At 29.8% G+C, this 23,762-nt stretch carries 25 protein-coding genes; 15 read left to right on the top strand and 10 right to left on the bottom strand.

Translation table 11 applies throughout. The features are described 5' to 3' along the window. Positions 1 to 70 precede the first annotated feature (70 nt). Positions 71 to 1,279: a sodium/glutamate symporter gene (gene gltS / locus L8X33_RS01645; protein ID WP_133318821.1), complete on the top strand. Its 1,209-nt coding sequence runs from the start codon at positions 71 to 73 to the stop codon at positions 1,277 to 1,279. A gap of 28 nt (positions 1,280 to 1,307) precedes the next feature. Here the strand turns inward: gltS and nth are convergent, their stop codons facing one another. Then, positions 1,308 to 1,931, bottom strand: coding sequence for an endonuclease III (gene nth, locus L8X33_RS01640; RefSeq protein ID WP_133318822.1), 624 nt, complete (start codon positions 1,929 to 1,931; stop codon positions 1,308 to 1,310). A 78-nt stretch (positions 1,932 to 2,009) separates the two neighbouring features. Between nth and L8X33_RS01635 the strand changes: the two genes are divergently transcribed. The 5 genes from L8X33_RS01635 (at position 2,010) to L8X33_RS01615 (ending at position 7,104) form a co-directional block, all read left to right on the top strand. Then, on the top strand, positions 2,010 to 2,825 hold the full coding sequence (locus L8X33_RS01635) for a peptidylprolyl isomerase (RefSeq protein ID WP_133318823.1): 816 nt from the start codon (positions 2,010 to 2,012) through the stop codon (positions 2,823 to 2,825). Then, positions 2,825 to 3,889 carry a class II fructose-bisphosphate aldolase gene (gene fbaA / locus L8X33_RS01630; RefSeq protein WP_133318824.1) on the top strand — a complete coding sequence of 355 codons (1,065 nt, stop codon included), beginning with the start codon at positions 2,825 to 2,827 and terminating at the stop codon, positions 3,887 to 3,889. Before L8X33_RS01635 ends, fbaA begins: the two co-directional genes overlap by 1 nt. A 75-nt stretch (positions 3,890 to 3,964) precedes the next feature. After that, positions 3,965 to 5,296, top strand: a complete 1,332-nt coding sequence (locus L8X33_RS01625; RefSeq protein WP_263660932.1) for a MotA/TolQ/ExbB proton channel family protein — start codon at positions 3,965 to 3,967, stop codon at positions 5,294 to 5,296. Continuing rightward, entirely contained in the window at positions 5,283 to 6,233 is a 951-nt protein-coding gene (locus tag L8X33_RS01620; RefSeq protein WP_263669786.1) for an OmpA family protein, read from the top strand. The genes L8X33_RS01625 and L8X33_RS01620 overlap by 14 nt, the downstream gene beginning before the upstream one ends. Then, the gene (locus L8X33_RS01615; protein ID WP_263669785.1) at positions 6,220 to 7,104 is read left to right on the top strand and encodes a 1-aminocyclopropane-1-carboxylate deaminase/D-cysteine desulfhydrase; all 885 of its coding nucleotides are present in this window, start codon (positions 6,220 to 6,222) and stop codon (positions 7,102 to 7,104) included. Before L8X33_RS01620 ends, L8X33_RS01615 begins: the two co-directional genes overlap by 14 nt. Here L8X33_RS01615 and L8X33_RS01610 read toward each other — a convergent pair. Beyond that, a complete protein-coding gene (locus L8X33_RS01610; protein ID WP_263669784.1) occupies positions 7,075 to 8,439 on the bottom strand; it encodes a sodium-dependent transporter in 1,365 nt (454 codons plus the stop codon). The genes L8X33_RS01615 and L8X33_RS01610 overlap by 30 nt on opposite strands. A gap of 102 nt (positions 8,440 to 8,541) precedes the next feature. On the opposite strand from L8X33_RS01610, the gene L8X33_RS01605 reads away from it, so the two are divergent. Beyond that, entirely contained in the window at positions 8,542 to 9,717 is a 1,176-nt protein-coding gene (locus L8X33_RS01605) for an NAD(P)/FAD-dependent oxidoreductase (protein ID WP_263669783.1), read from the top strand. Here the strand turns inward: L8X33_RS01605 and L8X33_RS01600 are convergent. After that, on the bottom strand, positions 9,710 to 10,363 hold the full coding sequence (locus tag L8X33_RS01600) for an MOSC domain-containing protein (protein ID WP_263669782.1): 654 nt from the start codon (positions 10,361 to 10,363) through the stop codon (positions 9,710 to 9,712). The genes L8X33_RS01605 and L8X33_RS01600 overlap by 8 nt on opposite strands. Then, positions 10,363 to 12,054 carry a protein-disulfide reductase DsbD gene (dsbD, locus tag L8X33_RS01595; RefSeq protein WP_263669781.1) on the bottom strand — a complete coding sequence of 564 codons (1,692 nt, stop codon included), beginning with the start codon at positions 12,052 to 12,054 and terminating at the stop codon, positions 10,363 to 10,365. The genes L8X33_RS01600 and dsbD overlap by 1 nt, the downstream gene beginning before the upstream one ends. 77 nt (positions 12,055 to 12,131) lie before the next feature. Between dsbD and ppk2 the strand changes: the two genes are divergently transcribed. Then, a complete protein-coding gene (ppk2, locus tag L8X33_RS01590; protein ID WP_220567128.1) occupies positions 12,132 to 12,974 on the top strand; it encodes a polyphosphate kinase 2 in 843 nt (280 codons plus the stop codon). 9 nt (positions 12,975 to 12,983) lie between these two features. After that, on the top strand, positions 12,984 to 13,766 hold the full coding sequence (locus tag L8X33_RS01585; RefSeq protein WP_263669780.1) for an amino acid ABC transporter permease: 783 nt from the start codon (positions 12,984 to 12,986) through the stop codon (positions 13,764 to 13,766). Here the strand turns inward: L8X33_RS01585 and L8X33_RS01580 are convergent. Genes L8X33_RS01580 through L8X33_RS01560 form a run of 5 tightly spaced genes read right to left on the bottom strand, consistent with a single transcriptional unit; the run spans position 13,763 to position 18,295 of the window. Further along, positions 13,763 to 14,527, bottom strand: coding sequence for a transporter substrate-binding domain-containing protein (locus tag L8X33_RS01580; RefSeq protein ID WP_263669779.1), 765 nt, complete (start codon positions 14,525 to 14,527; stop codon positions 13,763 to 13,765). The two genes, L8X33_RS01585 and L8X33_RS01580, sit on opposite strands and share 4 nt — an antisense overlap. Further along, complete coding sequence (gene kdsB, locus L8X33_RS01575) at positions 14,524 to 15,249, bottom strand: 3-deoxy-manno-octulosonate cytidylyltransferase (RefSeq protein WP_263669778.1); 726 nt, start codon at positions 15,247 to 15,249, stop codon at positions 14,524 to 14,526. Before kdsB ends, L8X33_RS01580 begins: the two co-directional genes overlap by 4 nt. Continuing rightward, positions 15,246 to 16,655, bottom strand: coding sequence for a threonine synthase (gene thrC / locus L8X33_RS01570; RefSeq protein WP_263669777.1), 1,410 nt, complete (start codon positions 16,653 to 16,655; stop codon positions 15,246 to 15,248). The genes kdsB and thrC overlap by 4 nt, the downstream gene beginning before the upstream one ends. Next, positions 16,630 to 17,568, bottom strand: coding sequence for a tetraacyldisaccharide 4'-kinase (locus L8X33_RS01565; RefSeq protein WP_263664441.1), 939 nt, complete (start codon positions 17,566 to 17,568; stop codon positions 16,630 to 16,632). Before L8X33_RS01565 ends, thrC begins: the two co-directional genes overlap by 26 nt. Next, positions 17,555 to 18,295 (bottom strand): NAD+ synthase, encoded by a 741-nt coding sequence (locus L8X33_RS01560; protein ID WP_263664442.1) that lies wholly within the window; start codon positions 18,293 to 18,295, stop codon positions 17,555 to 17,557. The genes L8X33_RS01565 and L8X33_RS01560 overlap by 14 nt, the downstream gene beginning before the upstream one ends. A gap of 61 nt (positions 18,296 to 18,356) precedes the next feature. On the opposite strand from L8X33_RS01560, the gene L8X33_RS01555 reads away from it, so the two are divergent. Then, positions 18,357 to 18,956, top strand: a complete 600-nt coding sequence (locus L8X33_RS01555) for an MBL fold metallo-hydrolase (RefSeq protein ID WP_263660924.1) — start codon at positions 18,357 to 18,359, stop codon at positions 18,954 to 18,956. After that, positions 18,956 to 19,237: a hypothetical protein gene (locus L8X33_RS01550; protein WP_133318838.1), complete on the top strand. Its 282-nt coding sequence runs from the start codon at positions 18,956 to 18,958 to the stop codon at positions 19,235 to 19,237. The genes L8X33_RS01555 and L8X33_RS01550 overlap by 1 nt, the downstream gene beginning before the upstream one ends. Positions 19,238 to 19,260: 23 nt before the next feature. Here L8X33_RS01550 and L8X33_RS01545 read toward each other — a convergent pair whose 3' ends face one another. Continuing rightward, the gene (locus tag L8X33_RS01545) at positions 19,261 to 20,256 is read right to left on the bottom strand and encodes a c-type cytochrome (RefSeq protein ID WP_263666198.1); all 996 of its coding nucleotides are present in this window, start codon (positions 20,254 to 20,256) and stop codon (positions 19,261 to 19,263) included. Between the two features lie 191 nt (positions 20,257 to 20,447). On the opposite strand from L8X33_RS01545, the gene L8X33_RS01540 reads away from it, so the two are divergent. Genes L8X33_RS01540 through L8X33_RS01525 form a run of 4 tightly spaced genes read left to right on the top strand, consistent with a single transcriptional unit; the run spans position 20,448 to position 23,754 of the window. Continuing rightward, positions 20,448 to 21,425 (top strand): agmatine deiminase family protein, encoded by a 978-nt coding sequence (locus L8X33_RS01540; RefSeq protein WP_263669776.1) that lies wholly within the window; start codon positions 20,448 to 20,450, stop codon positions 21,423 to 21,425. Further along, the gene (locus L8X33_RS01535) at positions 21,422 to 22,336 is read left to right on the top strand and encodes a cation diffusion facilitator family transporter (RefSeq protein ID WP_263669775.1); all 915 of its coding nucleotides are present in this window, start codon (positions 21,422 to 21,424) and stop codon (positions 22,334 to 22,336) included. The genes L8X33_RS01540 and L8X33_RS01535 overlap by 4 nt, the downstream gene beginning before the upstream one ends. Continuing rightward, positions 22,305 to 23,177 (top strand): N-carbamoylputrescine amidohydrolase, encoded by an 873-nt coding sequence (locus L8X33_RS01530; protein WP_087699946.1) that lies wholly within the window; start codon positions 22,305 to 22,307, stop codon positions 23,175 to 23,177. The genes L8X33_RS01535 and L8X33_RS01530 overlap by 32 nt, the downstream gene beginning before the upstream one ends. A 10-nt stretch (positions 23,178 to 23,187) precedes the next feature. After that, positions 23,188 to 23,754 (top strand): DJ-1 family glyoxalase III, encoded by a 567-nt coding sequence (locus L8X33_RS01525; RefSeq protein ID WP_012661602.1) that lies wholly within the window; start codon positions 23,188 to 23,190, stop codon positions 23,752 to 23,754. The last annotated feature ends 8 nt before the right edge of the window (positions 23,755 to 23,762 follow it).

Here is a 23,762-nt window from a genome sequence, read left to right as displayed (position 1 = left end):
TGTTGTTTATTTGCGTTGTTTTAAAGTCATTTAGAATACAATTGATAAATAAATCAAACAAAGGAGAATTATGAAATTTGATTTTTATGCAACGCTAGTTACTATGGTTATAGTATTGCTTTTAGGCGTATTTGTCATTAAAAGGGTAAAATTTCTTCGTGATTATAATATCCCTGAGCCAGTTGTTGGTGGTGGGATTGCTGCGATTATTCTTTTGATCTTACATAGTTTCTTCTCATTGGATATTAAATTTGATGAATCTATGAAAGATCCTTTAATGCTTGCATTTTTTTCAAGTATTGGTTTGTTAGCTGATTTTGCTTCTTTAAAAAAGGGTGGAAGAAAATTAGCAATTTTTTTAGTTGTTGTTGTTGGCTTGCTTTTTGCGCAAAATATAGTTGGCATAGGTGTGGCAAGTGCTATGGGGCAAAATCCACTAATGGGACTTATAGCAGGTTCTGTTACAATGAGTGGCGGTCATGGAACAGGTGCAGCATGGGCAGCTGAATTTATTAAAGAACCTTATTTTTACTCTAGTGCAACTACTGTTGCTATTGCTTGTGCTACTTTTGGGCTTATTTCAGGTGGTATCATAGGTGGGCCTGTTGCAAGATATTTAGTCAATAAATATAAGTTAGTAGTTCCAAAGCAAAATGATGATAAAGATGCGATTTTAAATTTCCAGTCTCCAGAAAAAGAAAGACTAATCACACCTTCTTCTTTTATAGAATCTTTGGCATTAATTGCTTTATGTTTATTAATAGGTAGTGCTTTGTCTACTTATATTAAAACAAATACAGGTTTTACTTTACCAACTTTTGTGTATTGTCTTTTTGTAGGTGTGGTTTTAAGAAATGTTTTATCAGCTACAAAAATTCATCATGTATTTGATAGAGAAGTATCAGTTTTAGGTAATGTAAGCTTGTCTTTATTTTTAGCTTTAGCTCTAATGACTATTAATCTTTGGGATTTAGTAACTCTTGCACTACCGATGTTGGTAATTTTAGCTGTTCAGGTTGCTATGATGGCTGCTTATGCTATATTTATCACTTTTAGGGTATGTGGAAAAGATTATGACGCAGCAGTTTTAGCAGCAGGACATTGTGGTTTTGGTTTGGGCGCTACTCCAACAGCTATGGTAAATATGCAAACTGTAACAAATCACTATGGTATGAGCCATATGGCATTTATTATTGTACCTTTAGTGGGTGCGTTTTTCATAGATATAGTAAATGCTTTAGTGATCAATGCTTTCTTGTATCTACCATTCTTTCATTAAAATCATCTAGCACTAAATTGGTGCTAGATTAAATTTTCTTATCTTTACTTTTGCATAAATGATTTAAAAAGCACTCTTTGCATAAAGGATTTTTAGCTTTACATGTATAACGCCCAAAAAGCACCATAGCTTGATGAAGATAGTTTAGATTATCTTTAAAAATTTTAGTTAAGTCTTTTTCGGTTTCTTCAGGAGTTTTGGCTTTGCTAAGATTAAGTCTGTGTGAAACTCTAAATACATGGGTATCTACAGCCATGCAATTAGCCCCGCACCATTCTATCATCACTACATGTGCAGTTTTTTGTCCTACGCCTGCTAGAGTTTTCAAATCTTGCTCGTCCATTGGAATTTCACCATTAAATTGCTCGCAAACTGCTTGAGCCATTTTGATTAAATTTTGTGCTTTATTATTATAAAATGAGCAAGAATTAATCAAAAGTTTTAAAGAAGATAAATTTGCCTTAGCTAAATCTTGCACACTAGGGTAAGCTTTAAATAAAGCAGGTGTGATGAGATTAACCCTTTTATCAGTACATTGAGCTGAAAGCATAACACAAACTATAAGTTCATAAGCATTACTAAAAACTAATTCTGTTTTTGCTTGTCCAAAATGTTTTAAAAATAATTCTTTAATTTCTAAATTTCTTTTCATAAACTTATTGTATGTTAATCGGCTTTAAATAAAGTTTAGATATAATAAAATCAACAAAACTATTTCAAAGGAAAAACAATGAAAAAAATTTCTTTAGTTGCTGCGGCTTTATTAACAGGTTTGAGTTTAAATGCTGCGGTGGTTGCAACCCTTGATGGAAACAATATTAGCGATACAGAAGTAAATGAGTTTTTTGCTCCTATGTTAAGAGGTGCTAAAATCACTGACTTACCAGCTGAACAAAAAAAAGCAATCATTGATCAATATATCATCCAACAACTTGTATTAAAAGACGCTAAAGCTCAAAAAATAGAAAATGATCCTTCATATAAAGAAGAATTAGAGCGTGCTAAAGAAGCTATCATGGTAAATATCTATCAAAAGAAAATTTTTGATTCTATCAAAAATGATGATGCTAAGGCTAAAAAATACTATGAAGCAAATAAAGATAAATTTACTAAACCAGCTCAAGTAAAAGCTAAGCATATTTTGGTAACTAGTGAAAAAGAAGCTAAAGATATTATTGCCGAGCTTAGTAAGTTAAGTGGAAAAGCTTTAAATGATAAATTTGCTCAACTTGCAAAAGAAAAATCAATCGACAAAGGTTCTTCGGCTCAAGGTGGTGATCTTGGATGGTTTGCTGAATCAACTATGGTAAAACCATTTGCTGATGCAGCTTTTTCTATGAAAAAAGGCACTATTTCTAAAACACCAGTAAAAAGTGATTTTGGATATCATATTATTTTAAAAGAAGATGCTAGAGCGAAAAGTACTATGAGTTATAATGAAGTAAAAGCAGGTATTGAAAGCAATATCAAAATGGAAGAATTTAAAGAACTTATGAATAAAAAAGCTCAAGAGCTTCGTCAAAAAGCAAAAGTGGAATATAAATAATGGGTGTATTAGATCTTGTCAAACCAGGTGTTTTAAGTGGCGATGATCTAAATACCGTATATAATTATGCAAAAAAAGAAGGATTTGCTATCCCTGCGGTAAATGTCGTGGGGACAAATTCTATTAATGCGGTTTTAGAAAGTGCTAAAAAAGTTAATTCACCTGTGATTATTCAATTTTCAAATGGTGGAGCTAAATTTGTAGCAGGAAAAGCTTGTCCAAAAGCTGATGTGCTTGGTGCTATAAGTGGTGCAAGACATGTGCATTTAATGGCAAAAGCTTATGGAGTTCCAGTAATTTTACACACAGATCATGCTGCTAGAAAATTACTTCCTTGGATTGATGCTTTGATTGAAGCAAATATTGAGTTTAAAAAAGAAACAGGTAAGCCTTTGTTTAGCTCTCATATGATTGATTTAAGTGAAGAGGATTTAGAAAGTAATCTAGGCACTTGTGAGAATTATTTAAAACAAATGTCTGAGCTTGGAATTTCTTTAGAGCTTGAGCTAGGATGTACGGGTGGTGAAGAAGATGGAGTGGATAATACTAATATTGATAATGCAAAATTATACACTCAGCCTGAAGATGTAGCATTAGCTTATGAGAGACTTTCTAAAATTAGTGATAGATTTTCAATTGCAGCTAGTTTTGGTAATGTACATGGAGTATATAAACCAGGAAATGTGATTTTAAGACCTGAAATTCTTAAAAACTCTCAAAATTATGTAAAAGAAAAATTCAATCTTGGTGAAGATAAACCAATCAATTTTGTTTTCCATGGTGGCAGTGGTAGCGATATAGAGGATATCAAAGCAGCACTTAGCTATGGTGTAATTAAGATGAATATTGATACAGATACACAATGGGCTTTTTGGGATGGTGTTAGAGAGTATGAGCTTAAAAATAAAGCTTATTTGCAAGGCCAAATTGGTAATCCAGATGGAGAAGATAAGCCAAATAAAAAATATTATGATCCAAGAGTATGGCTTAGAGCGGGCGAAGAGAGTATGATCAAACGCTTAGAGTGCGCTTTTAGCGATTTAAATTGTATCGATAGAAACTAAGAGTTTTATAACTCTTAGTTGATTTTCCTGTGAAGATTTTAAATTTTTAGAGTAAAATTAACAAAGGTTTATAAAATGGAAGTTAAAACAACTGATGATTTTTCTGATCTTGTATTACCTGAAGGAAAAGGTAGCACAGGAATTGTTGCTTATTTAAAGATTATTTTTATCCCTGCTATATTGTATATTTTAGTGCTTTTAGGGTATTTTGGAAAGATTGATTTTAAAGTAGAATTACATAGTGTTGCAATGATAGGGATTATCTTTTTAGTGGCTTTGATCTTTGCTAGACATAGTGCTGATTATGCTTCAAGTATTTTTGAGCAACAAAAAGATGAGTTTAAGCTGATATTAAAACGCTATATTATGAAGCATTTTTTAGTTATAGGTAAAGAAACAAAGTCAAATGCTAGCTTTGATGATTTTGCATATGCTTATGTGAAAGATTTGAGAAATGAAAATTTTGCTTCTGTGGGTGCAGCTATTTTTCCTATGCTTGGTATTTTAGGAACTTTTATAAGTATAGCCATGTCTATGCCAAATTTTAATTCAAGCGATACAGCAGGCTTAGAACAAGAGATTTCAGTTTTATTAAATGGAGTAGGAACAGCCTTTTATGTATCAATTTATGGAATTTTCTTAGCACTTTGGTGGATATTTTTTGAAAAATACGGTAGTAGTAAATTCCAAAAACTTCTAAATCGCCAAAAAAACGCAACAAGCGATTTTTTCTGGTCTAAAGAAGAAATTGATAGAAAATATCTTCAAGAAAGTTTGCAACATTTTGAAAAAATAGGCACGATTTTTGAACATGTAAGCAATGAAGAATTTTTTAAAGAACTAGATAATACAATAGATAGAAAATTCAAAGTTTTTCAAGAACTTGTAAATGCTGAAGAAAAAGCTGTAAGATTAAGCAGTGAGCATGTAAAACAAACTATGAGTGATTTATCTAAAACCCAAAGAGAGCAAAAAGATATTGTTAAAACTTATAGCGAGATTGCAAATGCGGTAAATATGTTAAATTCAAACATAAAAGATTTAACCTTAAGAATTTCAGAGCAATATAATAGACTCTTAGATGTGAGTTCAGATAAGATTGTGCATTTAGATAAAAGTGTGAGTGCTTTAGATGAAAAGGTAAATAATTTTTCAAATAATATTGAAAAATATCAAAATCTTATGCTTGATAATCAAACTAAGCTTTTTGAAGGCTTTAGGGCAAGTATTATAGAGGGTATGCATACTTTTAAAGAAGCTTATGAAGATGAAAAAAATATTGACGAAAAAATTTCACTAATGCAAGAATTTAAAGAAGAAAGCAAAGAATTAGATGAGCAAACCACACAAGTTATTGCAAAGCTTGAAAATCAAAAAGAAGATGAAAAAATAGATGATAAAAAATAATTCTAGCAATGAAGAAAATAATTTTTGGATAGCTTATGCAGATTTAATGGCAGGCTTGCTTTTTATATTTATTTTGCTTATTGGAGCTATAGTTGTTAAGTATGTTTTAACTCAAAGTGATTTACAAATCATAAAAGAAAATTTGCAAAAACAAGAAGAACGCTTAAGAGAGAATAAAGAAGAATTAAATCAAAAAGAAGATATTTTAAAAAGTCTTAGCCAAAAATTAAGTAATACCTCAAGTACACTTGATAATATCAACAAACAAAAACAAGCTTTAGAAGCTAATATTACTAAACTTAATCAAGATTTAAATTCAAGTTTAGATGAAAAAGATCAGCAAATTTTTGCTTTACTTGAAAGATTAAATAAAAAAGATGAGGAAATCAAAGAATTAGAGCGTAATTTTGATGAGGCGAAAAGCAAAATCAAAGAACTAGGATTAATCAAAGAAAATACCATCAAAAATCTTCAAGCAAAATTTGATACTAATATTACCTTAGATTCTAATACGGGCGCGATAGTTTTACCTTCTGAAGTGCTTTTTGATACAAATTCTTTTACTCTAAAAGCTCAAGCAAAAGAGAATTTAAAGGCAATTTTAACACAGTATTTTGACAATATCTTAAAAGATGAAAATATCTTAAATAGTATAGAAAATATAGTCATAGAAGGTCACACAGATAGTGCAGGCTCTTATATATATAATCTTGATTTATCACAAAAAAGAGCTTATGCTGTGATGAGTTTTATACACTCATTTTACAAAGATCCAAGATTGCAAAAACTTTTAATGGCAAGTGGTAGATCTTATTCTGATGTGATTATGAAAGATGGTAAAGAAGACAAAGGGGCAAGTCGTAGAATAGAGATTAAGTTTAATATCAATACAAATAATGCTTTAGAAAAGGTTGAAAAATACCTTGATAGCAAGTAGAATTGATGTTTTAAAATACAAAGATTTTGAATTTTTACTCAAAAGAGATGATTTACTAGGTTATATTAATGGAAATAAGGCTAGAAAACTAGCCTTATTTGAAAAAAATAAACATTTATTTAAAAAAGGACAAAGATTTATTTCTTTTGGCTCCTCTCAAAGTAATGCTTTAGTTGCTTTAGCTAAGTTTTGTTACGAAAATGATTTTTCGCTTATTTTTGTTTGTGAAAAAATGAGTTCTTTTTTAAAAGAAAATCCCCATGGAAATTTAGAATTTGCATTAAAACACAATGTGAAGTTGATAGAAAATATAAATTATCCCACAAGAAGACTGCAAGCTTTAGCCTTGAAAAAAGATGATGATATTTTTATAGAAGAGGGTGTGGCTATAAAAGAAGCTGAATTTGGATACCAGCAACTAGCCTTAGAGCTTAGTGAGCAGTTAAGTGAAACTGTAAGTATTTTTTTACCTTCAGGTACAGGAACTTCTGCGGCTTTTTTGGCTAAACATAGTAAATTTAAAGTTTTTACATGTGCTTGTGTGGGCGATAGTGCATATTTAAAAGAGCAAATTTTAAGCTTAGAGCCAAATTATGATTTTGGTAATTTAACCATACTAAATCCACCTAAAAAATATCATCTTGCTAAGTCTTATTTGGAATTTTATGATCTTTATAAGGATTTAAAAAAAGAATGTGGAGTGGAGTTTGATTTGCTTTATGATATGGTGGGTTTTAAAACTTTATTAGCTCATAGAGAGCAATTTGGTGGAAAAATCTTATATATCCATCAAGGAGGCCTTGAAGGAAATATAAGCATGCTAAAGCGTTATGAGTATAAATTAAAAAATTCCAAAATAAAAAATCACTAAGATAATCAAAGGTATAATAAATTTAACATAATAATACCATAGTTTAAAAATACTTCCTTTTAGGGTATTTTGATTGGAAAGTTCATAAATAGCATCTTTTTTAAGCACCCAACCTACATAAATACAACAAAAAAATGCGGTTAAAACAAAGAATATATTTCCACTAATAAAATCAAAGCTATCAAAAATATTTTTTCCTTTGATGATAGTAATATCTCTTAAAGGACCATAGGTAAGTATACATGGTAAATTCCCTAAAACAAAAATACTTCCAAGTGTTAGATTAATAGCGGTATTTTTAGCTAGTTTAAATTTTTCCTCTAAAACACTAATGATTACTTGATAAATTGGTAAGCTTGTAGTAAGTGCAGCGATGATTAAAAGCAAAAAGAAAAACACGCAAATTATACTTCCAAAAGGTATATGTGAAAATGCAACAGGTAAAGTTTTAAAAACCAAAGATGGCCCACTATCAGGGGTTAAACCTACGCTAAATAAAGCAGGGAAAATCATAAATCCAGCAAGCACTGCTATGAGAGTATTTAAAATTCCTGTATAAACAGAAGTTTTGATTAAATTCTCATTTTTCTTAAGGTGAGATGATAAGGTTATCATTACACCAAAGCCTAAAGATAGGGCAAAAAATACTTGTCCTAAAACATCTATAAACAATTTGGGAGTGATTTTAGAAAGATCAGGAGTAAGGTAAAATTTCACACCCTCGCTTGCTCCTTCAAGAGTTAAATTGCGTGCAACAACAACCAAAAGGCAGATAAACAAAAATGGCATAAGGTATTTTACTGACTTTTCTATGCCATCAATCACACCTTTTTTTAAGATAATCCAATTAATTATCACAAATATAGTAGTAAAAATTCCTATTAATAAAGGATTATTTTCTATAGTAGAGCTATAAAAATCGCTTGTATATTGAGCGTTAATGGGACTTGAAAGATTAAAATCGCCTATGATAATTTTAAAAATATAAGCTAAAACCCATCCGCCTATTACCATATAATAAGCCATGATTCCAAAACTACCTAAAAGTCCCATATAGCCAACACCTTGCCAAGAATTAGATATTTTAACTCCATCGTTTGTTTTTCCGCCAAAAGCATCGACTGAATTTAGCATTCTGCGTCTTCCTATGACATTTTCGACCAAAATCACAGGAATTCCTATAAAAATCATAGCTATACAAAAGGCCAAAACATAAGCACCGCCTCCATTTTCACCCACTAAATATGGAAAACGCCAAGTGGCTCCAAAACCAATAGTCGCTCCTGCTACTGTAAGGATATAAGTTAGCGTATTACTCCAAGTTTGTCTTTGCATGCTTTTTCCTTGCTAAATTTAAATAAAAAATATTTTAAGATAAAAAATAATACCATTATGCCAAATTTTTATTTATTTTTTTATCAAATTAAAGGAAAATCCATGCAAAAAAAGAAAATTTTGTTTTTAGGTGCAGGATATGCTACTTTATCGGCTATAAAAGCCTTACCTGATGAGTTTTTTGAAAAAGCACAAGTGAGTTTGATTAATAATAATTCTTATCATTATCATACTATTTTACTACACAAAGTAGCTTCCAATGAAGATATTTATAGTTCAAAATATGATCTTTTGCTTTTATTAAATCCAAAAATCAACTTTATCCAAGATGAAGTTTTAAAAATTTCTAAAGACAAAGTTTTTACTAAAAATAATGAATTTGACTTTGATATTTTAGTATGTGGGCTTGGTTTTGCCAAAGAAACTTTTAGTATTAAAGGCATGCAAGAATATGCTTTGAGTATAGATAATTATGAAAATGCTTTAAAAATTAATGAAATAATATATGAGAAAATAAAAAATTATAAAGCCACCCAAAATGAAGATGATTTAAAAATCGCAGTTTGTGGCGGGGGCTTAAGCGGGGTTGAATTTGTAGCTTCTTTAGCTAAAGAGCTTAAAATATTTTGTCAAAAAGAGCAAATTTCTTATGAGAAATTAGAACTTTCTATTATTGAAGCTATGGATCAAATTTTACCTATGTTTGATAAAAGTTTGGCTTTAAAAGCAAGGCAAAGGCTAGAGACACTTGGTGTGAAAGTATATGAAAAATCTAAAATTATAGAATGTGAAAAAAATGGTATAAGGCTTGATGGGGGAGAATTTATTAAAGCTAATACTATCATTTGGACTGCAGGAGTTAGAGGTAATAGCGTTATAGAAAATAGCTCAGATTTTCCAAGCACAAGATCGCGTATAGAAGTAGATGTTTTTATGCATCCATTAAATGTTGAAAATTCATCAAAATACTTTTTTATAGGCGATAATAGTTTATTTAAAAACCCTAAAACTAACACTCCATATCCTCCAACAGCCCAGCTTGCATTAAGAGAAGGAGCTTATGTGGCTAAAGCTTTAATGGCTATGATTGATGAGAAAGATTTTAAACAAGAATTTTCTTTTGTGAGTGGAAATACCGTTTGTTCAATAGGAAAAGATTATGCAGTTGGCACGGTTTTACATAAACCAATTAGTGGTCTTTTGGCAATAAAACTTAAAATTTTTATAGAAAAACTATGGCAATATCAGCTTATGGGGATAAAAGGATTTTTTAAATAAACATATAAGAATTATCATAAGTATGGTTTAATCTAGCTTGAACACTCTCTTTCCATCCTTTTGCTAGGGTGGAAATTTTTTCTAATTTTTCTAAAGAATTTGAATTTTTAAAAGGATTAAAAAATAATTGATTTAACTCCATAATACTTAAATTAGTTTCATCTTTTTGTAAGATTTTGATTTTGTCGTTTTTGTTTATTATGCCTTCTTTTAAGACTCTATAATACCATCCAGTTCTTCCACTTTTGAAAATTTCTTGAGTGAAATTTAAGTGATTGTGTATGCTAGAAATTTTAAAACAAGGCTTGCGCGGTTGACTTACTTGTAAAATACAAGTACCTATCTCATGTATATCTCCACAACAAACATTATTTTCATTTAAACCATCAATACTTAAATTCTCTCCCATTTCTCCAAAATTTAAGTATTTATTTAAATAATTATTCCATAAAGTATAGTTTTGTACACTATTTACAAAAACAACTTTTTCTAAATTTCCATGATGAATTTTATCGGCTATTTCATTATTAAGAATACAATCTGTATAAATTTGCAAAGAATCTAAATAAATATCCTTGATAAATGCTGAATGAAATTTATTATAGTTTTTGATTTTGCCAATTTGTAAAGATTTAATAGAGCTCATCAAGGAACTTTACTTAAAAATTCATTTGCATCTACATAGCCTATAATGCGTCCTTTTTCTTCACTTTTGTTAAAAAATATCATCACAGGAGGTCCAAAAACTCCAAATTCTTTCATAAGAGCTAAATCTTCTTGGCTATTATGTGTTACATCTGCTTTTAAAAGTGTATAATTAGCAAGTAAATTTTGTACTTTAGCATCTGTAAAAGTATATTCTTCTAAGAGCTTGCAGTTTTCACACCAAGCGGCTGTAAATTCAAGCATAACAGGTTTGGTAGAATTTTGTAATTCTTGCTTAAGTTCTTTTAAATTTTTAATGGTTTTAAAACTTAAACTAGGGCTATTTTCTTTTGAAGCAAGGTTAAACTCAAGAGGTTTTAGTAAGCTTTTTGAACCCATTGAGCCGCCTAAAATTAGGCTTAAACTGTAAGTTAAAACTAAAATCATACTCGCTTTTTTAAATTTATCAAAATTAGTTTTAGCTTCATCAAATAAACCCATAAAACTAGCAAAAAATATCCCTATAATTCCATAAAGTATCAAAATGATATTTGCACTAAGTATTCTTTCTAGCATCCAAACTGCCATAATGAGCATGATAAAACCAAAGAAAATCTTTATCTTAAGCATCCAAGCCCCACTTTTTAAAAGATTTCCTCCAAGACCTATTAAGAGTAAAGGCATGCCCATACCAAAACTCATCACAAATAAAGAAAGTCCTCCCAAAAATACATCACCACTATTAGTAATATAAAGCAAAGCTCCTGCTAAAGGTGCAGCCACGCAAGGACCTACAATAAGAGCTGATAAAAAGCCCATGATAGCTATACCAAAAACTCCATTTTTGCCTTCTATTTTTTTATTGATAAAATTTTGAAATTTAAGCGGTAATTGTAATTCATAAAGTCCAAACATAGAAAGTGAAAGTAATACAAAAATGCCTGCAAAAGTAATGATAATCCAAGGTTGTTGTAATAAACCTTGTACATTAGCCCCTGCAAGGCCTACTAAAGCACCTGCTATAGCATAAGCTAAAGACATAAAAAAGACATAGATAAAAGATAAATAAAAGCTATGTTTTTTAGATGGTTTGTCTTTGAGCTTCATTGCAATTAATGAAGAAAGAATAGGTATCATTGGTAAAATGCAAGGAGTAAATGCTAGTAATAAGCCATAACCAAAGAAAGTCAAAAGTGTGATAAATATATTTTGCGTACTTAAATCATTAGCAATTTGTTCATCTTCATTTTGCTTTTTAAATTGATCTTTAGTTGATTTTATAGTATAAATTCCATTTTGTTTATTAAGCTCATAATTTACATATACAGGACGATAGCATAAACCTTCTTCTGAACAACCTTGATAAGCTAGGGAAAGTTTTGCTTTGTTGTTTTTAATAAAATCATCTAATAATAATTGAGGTATGAAAAGTTCAAGTTGGCTAAAAATTACTTCTTTGTTTTCTCTAGTTTGAGTTTGTGGGAAATTTAATAAAGAAGTAATATCATTAGAGTCTAATTCTACTTTGATTTGATCTTTATAAAGATAAATTCTATCTGCAAGATTGATTTTTAAAAAAATTCCTTGATTATTGCTGTGAGTATTGAGTTTAAAGGCTTCATTAAGTGATAATACTCCATTGTTAGCAAAAGCTAAATTTAAAAAAATAAAAAATACCGCTAAAAAACGCATTTTTCTCCTTGAAATTGAAAATTAAATTTGTTTTATTTTACTTATTTGTGGTAAATTTAAGTTAATAATTATCCTAAATTAAGGAGTTTGTTGTGGATAAGGATAAATTTACTCTTATTAAAGTGAAAAAATCAACACTTGAGTATGAAAGCGAGCTTAGAAGATTACAAATTGAGCTTTTAAAATTTCAAAATCATGTCAAAGATAAAGGATTAAAAGTTTTGATTTTAATTGAAGGGCGTGATGCAGCAGGAAAAGGTGGTGCTATTAAAAGATTAATTGAACATTTAAATCCTAGAGGTTGTCGTGTGGTAGCACTTGAAAAACCAAGTGATGTGGAAAGAACTCAGTGGTATTTTCAGCGTTATGTGACACATTTGCCTGCAGCAGGAGAGATAGTGATTTTTGATAGATCTTGGTATAATAGAGCAGGGGTGGAACCTGTGATGGGCTTTTGTACTCCAAATGAGCATAAAAAATTCTTGCGTGAGGTGTCTTCTTTTGAAGAAATGCTACTTGATAGTGGAATTTTATTTTTTAAATTTTATTTTTCAGTTTCCAAACAAGAGCAAAAAAGGCGTTTTGAGCAAAGGAGAACAGATCCGCTAAAACAATACAAACTTTCTGTTGTTGATGAAAAATCACAAGAATTATGGGATAAATACACTCTAGCCAAATATTCTATGCTTTTAGCTTCTAATACACCAAAATGTCCTTGGGTGATCATTAATTCAGATAGTAAAAAGAAAGCAAGGATAAATTTATTTAAATATCTACTTAATTCTTTAGAATATCCAAATAAAATTAAAAATAAGTATTTTAAATATGATAAAAAATTAGTCCGTAGCGGTGAGGAAGAAATTCGTAAGATGGAACTTAGTTTAAATGATGAAAAACTTAAAAAATTTGATAAAAAATAAAGGCTAGAATTGAATCATCTTTTTATAGTGCGTAATAAATTTAATGAGCATAAAAAAATCAGTCCAAAGGTGTTTGCAGTTAATGCCTTTTTGCTAGCATTTTTATTGTTTTTATTTTTTTATTTATCTTTTTTAAGTGCTAGTTATAATTTTGATTTTATGGCAATTTATGAGTATAAAAACAAAATGATACAAGGTTTTTTTACGAGTTTTTTTATTAGTGTTTTGTCTTTGATTGTAGGTGTGATTTTTGCTTTGATTTTGTGTTATATGAGTCTTTGTAAAATCGTACTTTTTAATATGTTTGCAAGAGTTTTTATAGAGCTTATTAGAGGCACACCTTTGCTAGTGCAAATTTTATTGATTTATTATATTTTTGCAGATAATTTGGGGCTTGATAATCGTTATGTTTGTGGAATTTTGATTTTAGCTTTATTTGCTAGTGCTTATATTTGTGAAATATTTAGAGCAGGGATTTTAAGTGTTGATAAAATGCAATATGAAAGTGCTAAGGCTTTGGGTTTGAGTGAGTTTGAAATTTATAAAAGTGTGATTTTTCCTCAAGCTTTAAAAAATATCTTAGCACCACTAAGTGGACAACTTAGTAATTTGATTAAAGATAGCTCTCTTTTAAGCGTTATAGCTATTTCAGAATTAACTCAAAATGCTCAAGAAATTAATGCTTTTACCTTTTCTACTTTAGAAATTTATATTCCCTTAGCGCTTTGTTATTTGGTTTTAACTTTACCTATTTCTATGTTTTCAAGAAAGCTTGAAAAGAGTTTTTCTTAAAAGAAAAACTCAAGCTTTTGTTCTTTGAAAACTTCTTGCATATCTTTGAGATATTTTTGACTTAGCTTATCAAAAAGACCATTTTCTTTAGATTTTAAAATAAACTCATTGAGCTCTTCTTTTAATTTGGTATTGTTTTTATTTAAAGCTATAGCCCATTGCTCAGGTGTTTTTTCAAAAGGGGTAAAAATAGCTTTTGTTTGCTCAGGATGTTTTTTCCATGCTTTATAAATACTCATTTGATCATAAATAAAAGCATCAGCTTTTGCTTGAATGACTTCTAAAATAGCTGCATTTTCTTTATCGAATACTAATATTTTTGCATTTTTAAGATTTTTTTGAGCATATAAATGCGCACTTGATCCTCTTTTTAAGGCAAGGATTTTTCCTTTTTGATTTAAATCTTCTATGGAATTAATATTTAATTTTTTAGCGCTTAATATCGCTAAATTTGCCTTAGCATAAGGCAAGGTAAAATCTATTACTTTTTTTCTTTGCTCGCTTATACTCATAGAAGACATGATTAGATCTATTTTTTGAGTTCTTAAAGCAGGTATGAGTCCATCCCAAGCTATGTTTTGAATTTTTAAATCATAGTTTTTTTCCTTAGCAAAGGCTTGTAAAAACTCTACACTAATACCACTTGGATTACCTTTAGTATCACTCATTTCAAAAGGAGGGTAGGCTAACTCCATGCCTACGATTAATTCTTTTGCATGAAGTGTAAAAAACAAGCTTAGTAAAAAAAATATTTTTTTCATTTTTTAACTCCAAATTTAGCCAAAGCCCTCTCATAATCTTCTTTTGTATCTATACCTATGCTTTGACTTTGTATTTTTAACATTTTGATTTTTTTGCCATTTTCTAAGGCTCTTAATTGTTCTAATTTTTCACATTCTTCTAAAGCTGAGTTTTTTAAAGTACAAAATTCTTGTAAATTTTTAACCCTATATGCATAAATTCCAAGATGGGCTTTAAAATTTTGTTTATAATTTGCCCTTTCATAAGGAATTTTAGATCTTGAAAAATATAAAGCATAATCATTACTATCAGTAACTACTTTAACCAAATTTGGATCATCACAAGCTTTCGCATCTACTTCTTTGTAGCAACTACTCATAAAACAAAGCTCATCTTCAAAAGCTTTTTGGCTAAATTCTTTAAAATCTTTAATATTTTGTGTTTCTATAAAAGGCTCATCAGCTTGGACATTAATAATTAGCTCATTTTCATTTAGTTTTAAAATTTGACAAGCTTCGTTGATCCTATCAGTGCCACTTTCATGATTTTTGCTTGTTAAAACTGCTTTTATATTGTGTTTTTGTGCTATTTTTAAAACCTCTTCATCATCAAGTGCCACATACACTTCATCAACTTCTTGCATTTTTTTAGCTGTATAAATAAACATAGGTAAATTACCAATCTCACATAAAATTTTATTTTCAAAACGACTTGATTTTAATCTTGCTGGTATGATTATCATTGTTTTATCCATTCTATAATAGTTTGTTTTAGATTTTTGAGTTTGCAAACTTGATTTTGTTTTTGAGTGCTTGTAAATAAGCTTGCAATATTTGGATGAATTTCTTGCTTAAATTCTTTTGCAAGTTCTTGCATACAAGCTTGTTCATCTTGACATTCTTTGTTATAAATTGCTTGATACATACTTGGGGTAAATTTACTCCATTGTGCTGTGGAAGTGATGAGTGTCGTGGTGTTAGAATCAAGCATTTTAAAGCAAGTGCAAGTGTGAGGATCTAAAAGTCCTAAGTGGCTGTATTGTTTGATATATTGCATACACTCATCATCATTGCAAAAATCAGCTTCAAAGTCTTCTTGTAAAAGCTCTAGTTCTTTTTGGCTAAGCTCATAATATTTTTCATTCTTTAAAGCTTGCATTAACTCTTTGGTGCGTTCATCTTTAAATTTATCAAAAAGTAATCTTTCTATATTTGATGATATAAGTATATCCATAGCAGGGGAAATAGTCTTTTGTAAGTTTTTGTTTCTTAAATCGTATTTACCTGTATTAAAAAACTCACTTAAGATATTGTTTGAATTGGAAGCAATTTTAATTTTACCTATATTTGCTCCCATTTTTTTAGCATAATAAGCTCCCAAAGCATCGCCAAAATTTCCACTTGGAATGATGATATCTATTATTTTATCAATTTTCAAACTAGCATAGTAATGATAGATGATTTGAAAGAGTATTCTTCCAAAATTAACTGAATTTGCAGCACTTAGACTTAACTTTTCTTCTTTTAAAGTATTTTTAAAATCTTCATCATTTAAAAGTGTTTTTAGAGCATTTTGCGCATCATCAAAATTACCTTCAATGGCTATGGATTTTAAATTGCTTGCATTTGAATGTGTCATTTGTAAAGCTTGAGTTTTACTTGTGCCTTCATTTGGGTAAATGCAAACTACTTTTATGCCTTTTTTATTTTCAAAGCTTTTTAGCGTAGCAGGTCCTGTATCGCCACTTGTAGCACACATGATTAAAAAATCATCATCTTTTTTTAAGTATTCTAAAAGCACGCCAAAAGGCTGCAATGCCATGTCTTTAAAAGCTCTTGTTGGCCCATGAAATAATTCATTAATATAAAGCTTATCATTAATTTTTCTTAAATTAATAGGGCAGGTTTTATCATCAAAACTCTCATAAGTTTTCAAAGCTTTTTCAAAAACTTCAGGCTCTAAATCAAAATCAAAAGCTGCGATGATTTTTAAGGCTAATTCTTTGTAGTTTAAATTTTTTAAAGCTTCATTATCAAGCTTTGGTAGATTAAGTGGTGCATATAAAGCATTATTAGGTGCACTAGGGCTAAGTAAGGCCTTTGAAAAGCTTACTTGGTGATTTTTATCTTGGGTTGAGTGTAGTAACATTTTTTTCCTTATTGTTAAATTTATCAATATAATCTTGTAAAATTTGCTTAAAGCTGTCTTTTAAAATAATATCAAGATGAATTAATTCTGTTTTAAAGCCAAAATCTTTTACCTTGACATAGTCTTTAAAGGTTAGCATTAAGGTATCACAATTGTGTTTTTTTAAAAGTTTTTCTAATTCTTCTTTTTGAAAAGTGTAATGATCAGCAAAAAAATAACAAGCCCTAGCTTTGATAAAATGTTCATATAATCTAAAAGGCTTTGCAATAGAGCTTATTAAAATAGCTTTTTGATTTTCTTTTACATGAGAATAACGCACAAAATCTTCATTTTCTTTAGCTATAAAATCAGCCCTTTTAGTAAAAGATTTTGGCAAACGATAAGCCCCACTAGGTAGGGTAAAATCAAAAAAAGGCTCATCTTTGCTTTGTAATAAAATATTAAGTTTTTTAATATGAAATTTAGAAAAAGCATCGTCTAAAAGTATGATTTTTGCTCCAAGTTCGATAGCTTTTTGTATGCCTTTAACTCTATCTTCACTTACTATCACTCCGCTAATATGCTTTGTAAGTGCATACTCCATAGCTTCATCGCCACTTTCTTTAATGCTGCATAAAATTTTATCTTTGTGTTTAACGATGATTAAGCCTTTACTTTGTCTTTTATAGCCTCTTAAGATGATAAAACAATTTTCAAATTCAGCAGCTATGGCTTTACAAATGGGAGTTTTTCCATTGCCTCCTAGGGTTAGATTGCCTATGCTTATAATGGGTAAATTAAAATCAAGTTCTTTTTTAAATTTAGTATTTAAAATAGCTATAATCATATATAAAAAGCTAAAAGGTAAAAGCAAAAAGGCTAGAATTTTTTGCAAAAAATTAGGTTTAAAAAAATACCGATCAAGCCAAGTCATATGTATTCTTTAATGTTGTTGGAAGTTTTCTTTTAAAGGCATTATTTTGCATACGCTCTAAGACTAAATTTTTTAAATTTTCATCAAAATTTTCCAAACTTTGATTATTTTCTAAAGCTTTTAAAACTTCATCTAAAACTTCATATTTATAGCCAAGATCTTTTTCATCGCTTTGATTTGGCCAAAGATCAGCACTAGGGGCTTTTTGTATGAAATTTTCATGTACACCTATAAATTTAGCAAGCTCGAAAACTTCACTTTTATAAAGTGTAGCTAAAGGATTAAAAGCACAAGCTAAATCCCCATAAATAGTTCCATAACCAAGCATAAGTTCACTTTTATTAGAAGTGCCTACCACTAAAGCATTATGCAAGGCTGAATAATCATAAAGCAAGCTCATACGCACTCTTGCAGCTAAATTTCCAAAGCGTAAAGGGTTTAAGTCTTGACAAATTTTTTCATAAGCACAAAGTACTTCATCAATATAAATGATCTTGTGATGAATTTGCAAATGATCACATAGCATTAACGCATCATCTAAATTTTCTTTTTTAGAATGTTTTGTAGGCATTAAAAGCACAAAAAGTTTTTCACCTACTGCTTTTTTGCAAAGATGAGCTACTAAAGCTGAATCTATTCCACCGCTTAAACCTAAGATGAGATTTTTATCTCTTGCTTGTTCTTTTATAAAATTGATCAATAATTCTTGTAATTTTGTATAATTCATAAAAAATCTTTAAATATTAATTTTTTAAAATTATATTTGATTTAGTTAAAAGGAAGTTTATATGCGTATTTTGAAACAACCATGTGGAATGTATGAAACAAATTGTTATATTATAGATCATAATAACAAGCAAATTATCATCGATCCAGGAGAAAATGCTTATAAGTTTATCAAAGAAAATACAAGCAAACCTTTAGCTATTTTAAATACCCATGGTCATTATGATCATGTTTATGATAATGCTAAAGTTAAAATGGCTTATGAAATTCCAATTTTTATCCATAAAGATGATGCTTTTATGCTAAAAGATCCTTTTAATTATGGTTTTGAGCATTCAAGTGCTGATGTATTGATAGAAAATGAAAATGAATTTAGTATAGATGAGTTTAAGTTTAAATTTCATCATTTCCCAGGGCATACTCCAGGGTGTTGTATGATAGAACTTGTGGGCGAAGATGTGCTTTTTAGTGGGGATTTTTTATTTTATCGTAGTATTGGTAGGTGGGATTTTCCTTACTCAGATGCAACTAAAATGAAAGAGAGTTTGCTTAAAGTTTTAGCTTATGAAAAAGATTTTAAGCTTTTTCCAGGGCATGGAGAAGAAAGTTCTTTAAGAGAAGAGCAAAGTGCAATTCCTGCTTGGTTAAGGTATTTTCATTAATGGATAAGGTTTTATATTTTTTAAGTTTTTTACTGATTTTAAGTGCGATTTTGAGTTTTTTTAAACCCAAAGAAACAAAAAAGAAATTTTTTCACAAATGTCCATGTTTTAGAGCAGTAGAAAATGGTTTAATGAGTAGAATTTGCATTTATGCAGGAAGTTTTGGTTTTATGTATTCTGTGCTTTATATTGGTTTTGGAGTGTATGATAAAAAGCTTTTTATGATTTTGCTTTTATCTTTTGCGATATGGTATTTTGCTTGGGTTTTAAAAAAAGAATAGCTAGAATTAGCTATTCTTAAAAATTATTTTGTATTAATATATAAAGGTTCAAAAGGACCATAACGATGTTGCTCTATACTAAATTTATCATGTTTAGCATAAGGTTTTACATCCATATCTGCAGGTTTTACATCACGATCTGGAAAGTCTTTATTTCTATTCTTTTTAATAGGTCTTGGTTGAGAATTAATATAAGCTGCCACATCATAAGCTTGTTCTAGAGTTAAGGTTGCATCATCTTTTGGCATATTTGCTTTGATATAACTTGCAGCTTTGATAAGTCTATACATGCCAGCACCTGTGTTGTAACTATCATTTCCCCATAAAGCAGGATATATGTAATAACTCATACTAGGATCATTACTTTTTACCCCCTTTCCATTTTCTCCATGGCAGGCTACGCACTTATTTTGATAAATTTCTTTACCTTTTTTAGGATCTGCTGCTCTTTTTAAAAAGGATATTTTAGGTAATCCTTGTCCTTGTGTTTTTGCTCCTACTTCTATACCTTGAGAAATATAATGCATATAAGCAAGTATGGCTTTCATTTGAGGAGAGTTGTTTGGAAGCCTTTTGCCATTCATGGATCTTTCCATACAGCCATTAATTCTATCTTCTAGAGTGATTATTTTATCCGCTCTTGCATTATATTGTGGAAAGCGTGCATAAATTCCTACAAAACCTGATTGATTTTTTATAGTTCCAGCATTAGCATGACAGCTTGAGCAAGAAAGATTATTACCTGCATAACGATTTTTAGGATTTTTTGCTTGAGGTCCTATATAGTTTGTGGTGTAATTTAAAATTTTATTACCCAAAATGACTGCTTGAGTATAAGGTGAATTTGGAAGTTTATCTTCAATGATAATACCATTTTCTATAGTATTTGGGACTTTCCATTGTGCACTTTGTAAATGGATACCTGTTTGCTTTTTTGCTTGAAGTTTTGCTTGATCAATGGCAAAAGCAGAACTCATTAAAAAAGATAAAGATAAGACAGAATATACAATTTTTTTCATTTTACCTCCTTAAACTTGTCTTATTTTCATCTTATAACTTGAAATTTAAAAAAAATATTAAATGTTTTTAATGTAAAAGTATCTTTAAATACTACTATGCCGTTTTTAAAGATAAAAATGATATTATTAATATTTTTTAGAATATGTAATTAATGTTACCTTTTTATACATTTTATCAAAGGAAATTATCAATGAGAAAAAGCATAGCAGAATGGCAAAAACAAGAGCTACTTTTACTTTCATTACCCCATAAAAATAGCGATTGGAGTCCTTATTTAGAAGAAATTATGCAAAGCTATGAGGAATTTATTAAAGCTGTGGCAAATTTTCAAAAAGTTTTACTTATTGCTCCAAGTGAAAAAGATTTTCAAAGATTTAAACATATAAAAAATGTAGATTTTTTTAAGTGTGATACTAATGATACTTGGATTAGAGATTTTGGTGCAATTGATGTGCGTGAAGATGATAAAATTATAGGGCTTGATTTTACTTTTAATGCTTGGGGCGATAAATTTCAAAGTTCTTTAGATAATGCGGTAAATTCAAAACTTTTTGCACAAAAATTATCTGGAAAATTAGAAAAAATTGATCTTATTTTAGAAGGTGGGAGTATTGATTTTAACGGGCAAGGAGTAATGCTTACAACGAGTGCTTGTTTGTTAAATGAAAATAGAAATTCACATTTTAATAAAGAGCAAATTGAAGCTAAGTTAAAAGAAATTTTTGGCTTAAAACAAATTATATGGTTAAATCATGGTTATATAAAAGGCGATGATACTGATCATCATATAGATACTCTAGCAAGATTTATAAATGAAAAAACCATTGCTTATTGTGTGTGTAAAGATGAAAATGATGAGCATTATAAACCTTTAAAGGCTATGGAAGAGGAACTTAAAAAAACAGGATTTGATTTATTAGAGCTTCCTTTACCTAAGCCTTTATATTTTGAAGGTAAAAGACTTGGTGCTACTTATGCAAATTTTGTTTTTGTTAATGGTGGTTTGATAGTGCCAACTTATAATGATGAAAATGATGCTTTGGTATTAGAAAATTTACAAAAAGCATGCAAAGATAGAAAAGTAGTAGGGGTTGATGCAAGGGTGTTTTTAAGACAAAATGGTTCTTTGCATTGCTCTTGTCAAAACCGCTATGAAGGTCAAAGATGAATTTACAAAAAAGCGCAACTATCATTGCAAGTGTATGTGCTATTTTTTTAGCTATTATAAAATTTGCAGTAGGATTAGCTTCAGGTTCTGTTGCAGTACTTTCTAGCGCGATTGATTCTTTGCTTGATTGTGTGATTTCGGGTTTAAATTTTTTAGCTTTGAAAAAAAGCTCTCAAGGCTCTAGCAAGGAATATAATTTTGGCCTTAGTAAAATTGAAGCTTTAATGGGGCTTTTTGAAGGTCTTGTTATTAGTGGGATTGGGGTTTATATTTTTTATGAGAGTGTTTTGAAAATTCACAATCAAGAAAGTGTAGAAAAACTTGATCTTGGAATTTTTGTCATGGCTTTTGCTATGGCTGTGACTTTGTGTTTGGTGGTTTTTTTAAATTATGTTGCTAAAAAAACAAAAAGCTTGATTATAAAAGCTGATAGCTTACACTATAAAATAGATTTCTTGACTAATGCTTTAACGCTTTTAGCACTTGTGATTATAGCTTTTACAAATTATCATTTTATTGATGGATTATTTGGCATAGCTATAAGTTTATATACGATTTTTTCAGCTTTTAAAATCATTAAGGAAAGTTCTAAAATTTTATTAGATGTAGCTATTGATAAAGAACAAGTTGAAGTGATTAAACAAATCATAAGTGCAAATAAAGAAGTCAAAAGTTTTCATCATTTAAAAACTAGAAAAAGTCCTGATATGCTTTATGTTAGTGTGCATTTAGTTTTTGAACCTACAATATCACTTTTAAAAGCTCATGAGGTTGGTGATGAGATTGAAGATAGCATAAGAGAACATTTTAAAGATGATTTTTGGAATATCCATATACATTTAGATCCTTATGATGATTCAGAAGAAGAAAGGAGTAAAAATGAAATTAGCACTCATTCAGCAAGAATTTAAACAAAATAAAGAAAAAACTATAGAAAAAACATGCGAACTTATTAAACAAGCAGCAAAAGAAAAGGCTGAGCTTGTGTGTTTGCAAGAGCTTCATCAAACGCAGTATTTTTGTCAAAGTGAAAATACAAACTTTTTTGATTTGGCAAATGACTATGAAGAGGATGTTAAATTTTGGTCTAATGTAGCTAGGGAAAATAAAGTTGTTTTGGTAACTTCTTTATTTGAAAAAAGAAGTGCAGGGCTTTATCATAATACTAGTGTGGTATTTGAAAAAGATGGCTCCATAGCAGGCAAATATCGCAAAATGCATATTCCTGATGATCCTTGTTTTTATGAAAAATTTTATTTTACTCCAGGTGATTTGGGTTTTGAGCCTATACAAACAAGTGTTGGAAAGCTTGGAGTTTTAATATGCTGGGATCAATGGTATCCTGAAGCTGCTAGGTTAATGGCTTTAAAGGGAGCTCAAATTTTGATTTATCCTACTGCTATAGGTTGGTTTGATAAGGATGAAAAAGAAGAAAAACAAAGACAGCTTGAAGCTTGGATAGGTGTGCAAAGAGGTCATGCTATAGCTAATGGCTTACCTGTAGTAGCTATTAATAGAGTGGGTTTTGAAAAAGATGAAAGCGGTGTGGAAGAAGGTATAAGATTTTGGGGGAATTCTTTTGTTTTTGGGGCTCAAGGTGAAGAGCTTTTTAGGGCTGATGATAAACAAGAGCTTTGTAAAATCGTTGAAATTGATATGCAAAGATGTGAAAATGTGCGTAGATGGTGGCCATTTTTACGCGATAGACGCATAGAATATTTTCATGAATTAAATAAAAGATTTATCGACTAAAAGGAGAAAAATGAAAAAAGTTTTAGTGCCTTTGGCAAAAGGTTTTGAAGAGGCTGAATTTATAGGTATAGCTGATGTTTTAAAAAGAGCAGGGGAGGCTAGTGGAAATTTAGAAGTTATTATTGCTTCACTAGATGATGAGCTTTTAGTGCAAGGAGCTAATGGAATTAGCATAAGGGCTGATGTGAGTTTGGCTAGTGTTGATCAAGAAAATTTAGATGCAATCGCTTTGGCAGGTGGATTTGAAGGTATGATGAATTTAAAAAACAATTCTCTTATCATAAAAATCATACAAGATTTACATGCTAAGAAAAAAATCGTAGCTGCTATTTGTGCTTCACCTATGGTATTGGCAAAAGCAGGGGTGATTAACGGGGAGTTTTCTTGCTATCCTGGTTGTGAAGCGGGTATTGAAGGTATAAGAGTAAATAAAGCAGTTGTAGTAAATGAAAATATCATCACAGCAGCTGGGCCTGCTACGGCTATTTTATTTGGTTTAGAGCTTGCTAAACATTTATGCTCAGAAGAAATTTATCAAAAACTTTATGATGGAATGCTTATTCCTTTAACAAAATAAACCCTCGC

The organism is Campylobacter sp. CNRCH_2014_2849, from assembly GCF_025772845.1.
Classification (GTDB): domain Bacteria; phylum Campylobacterota; class Campylobacteria; order Campylobacterales; family Campylobacteraceae; genus Campylobacter_D; species Campylobacter_D lari_D.
This window is presented reverse-complemented; position numbering and strand designations above follow the sequence as displayed.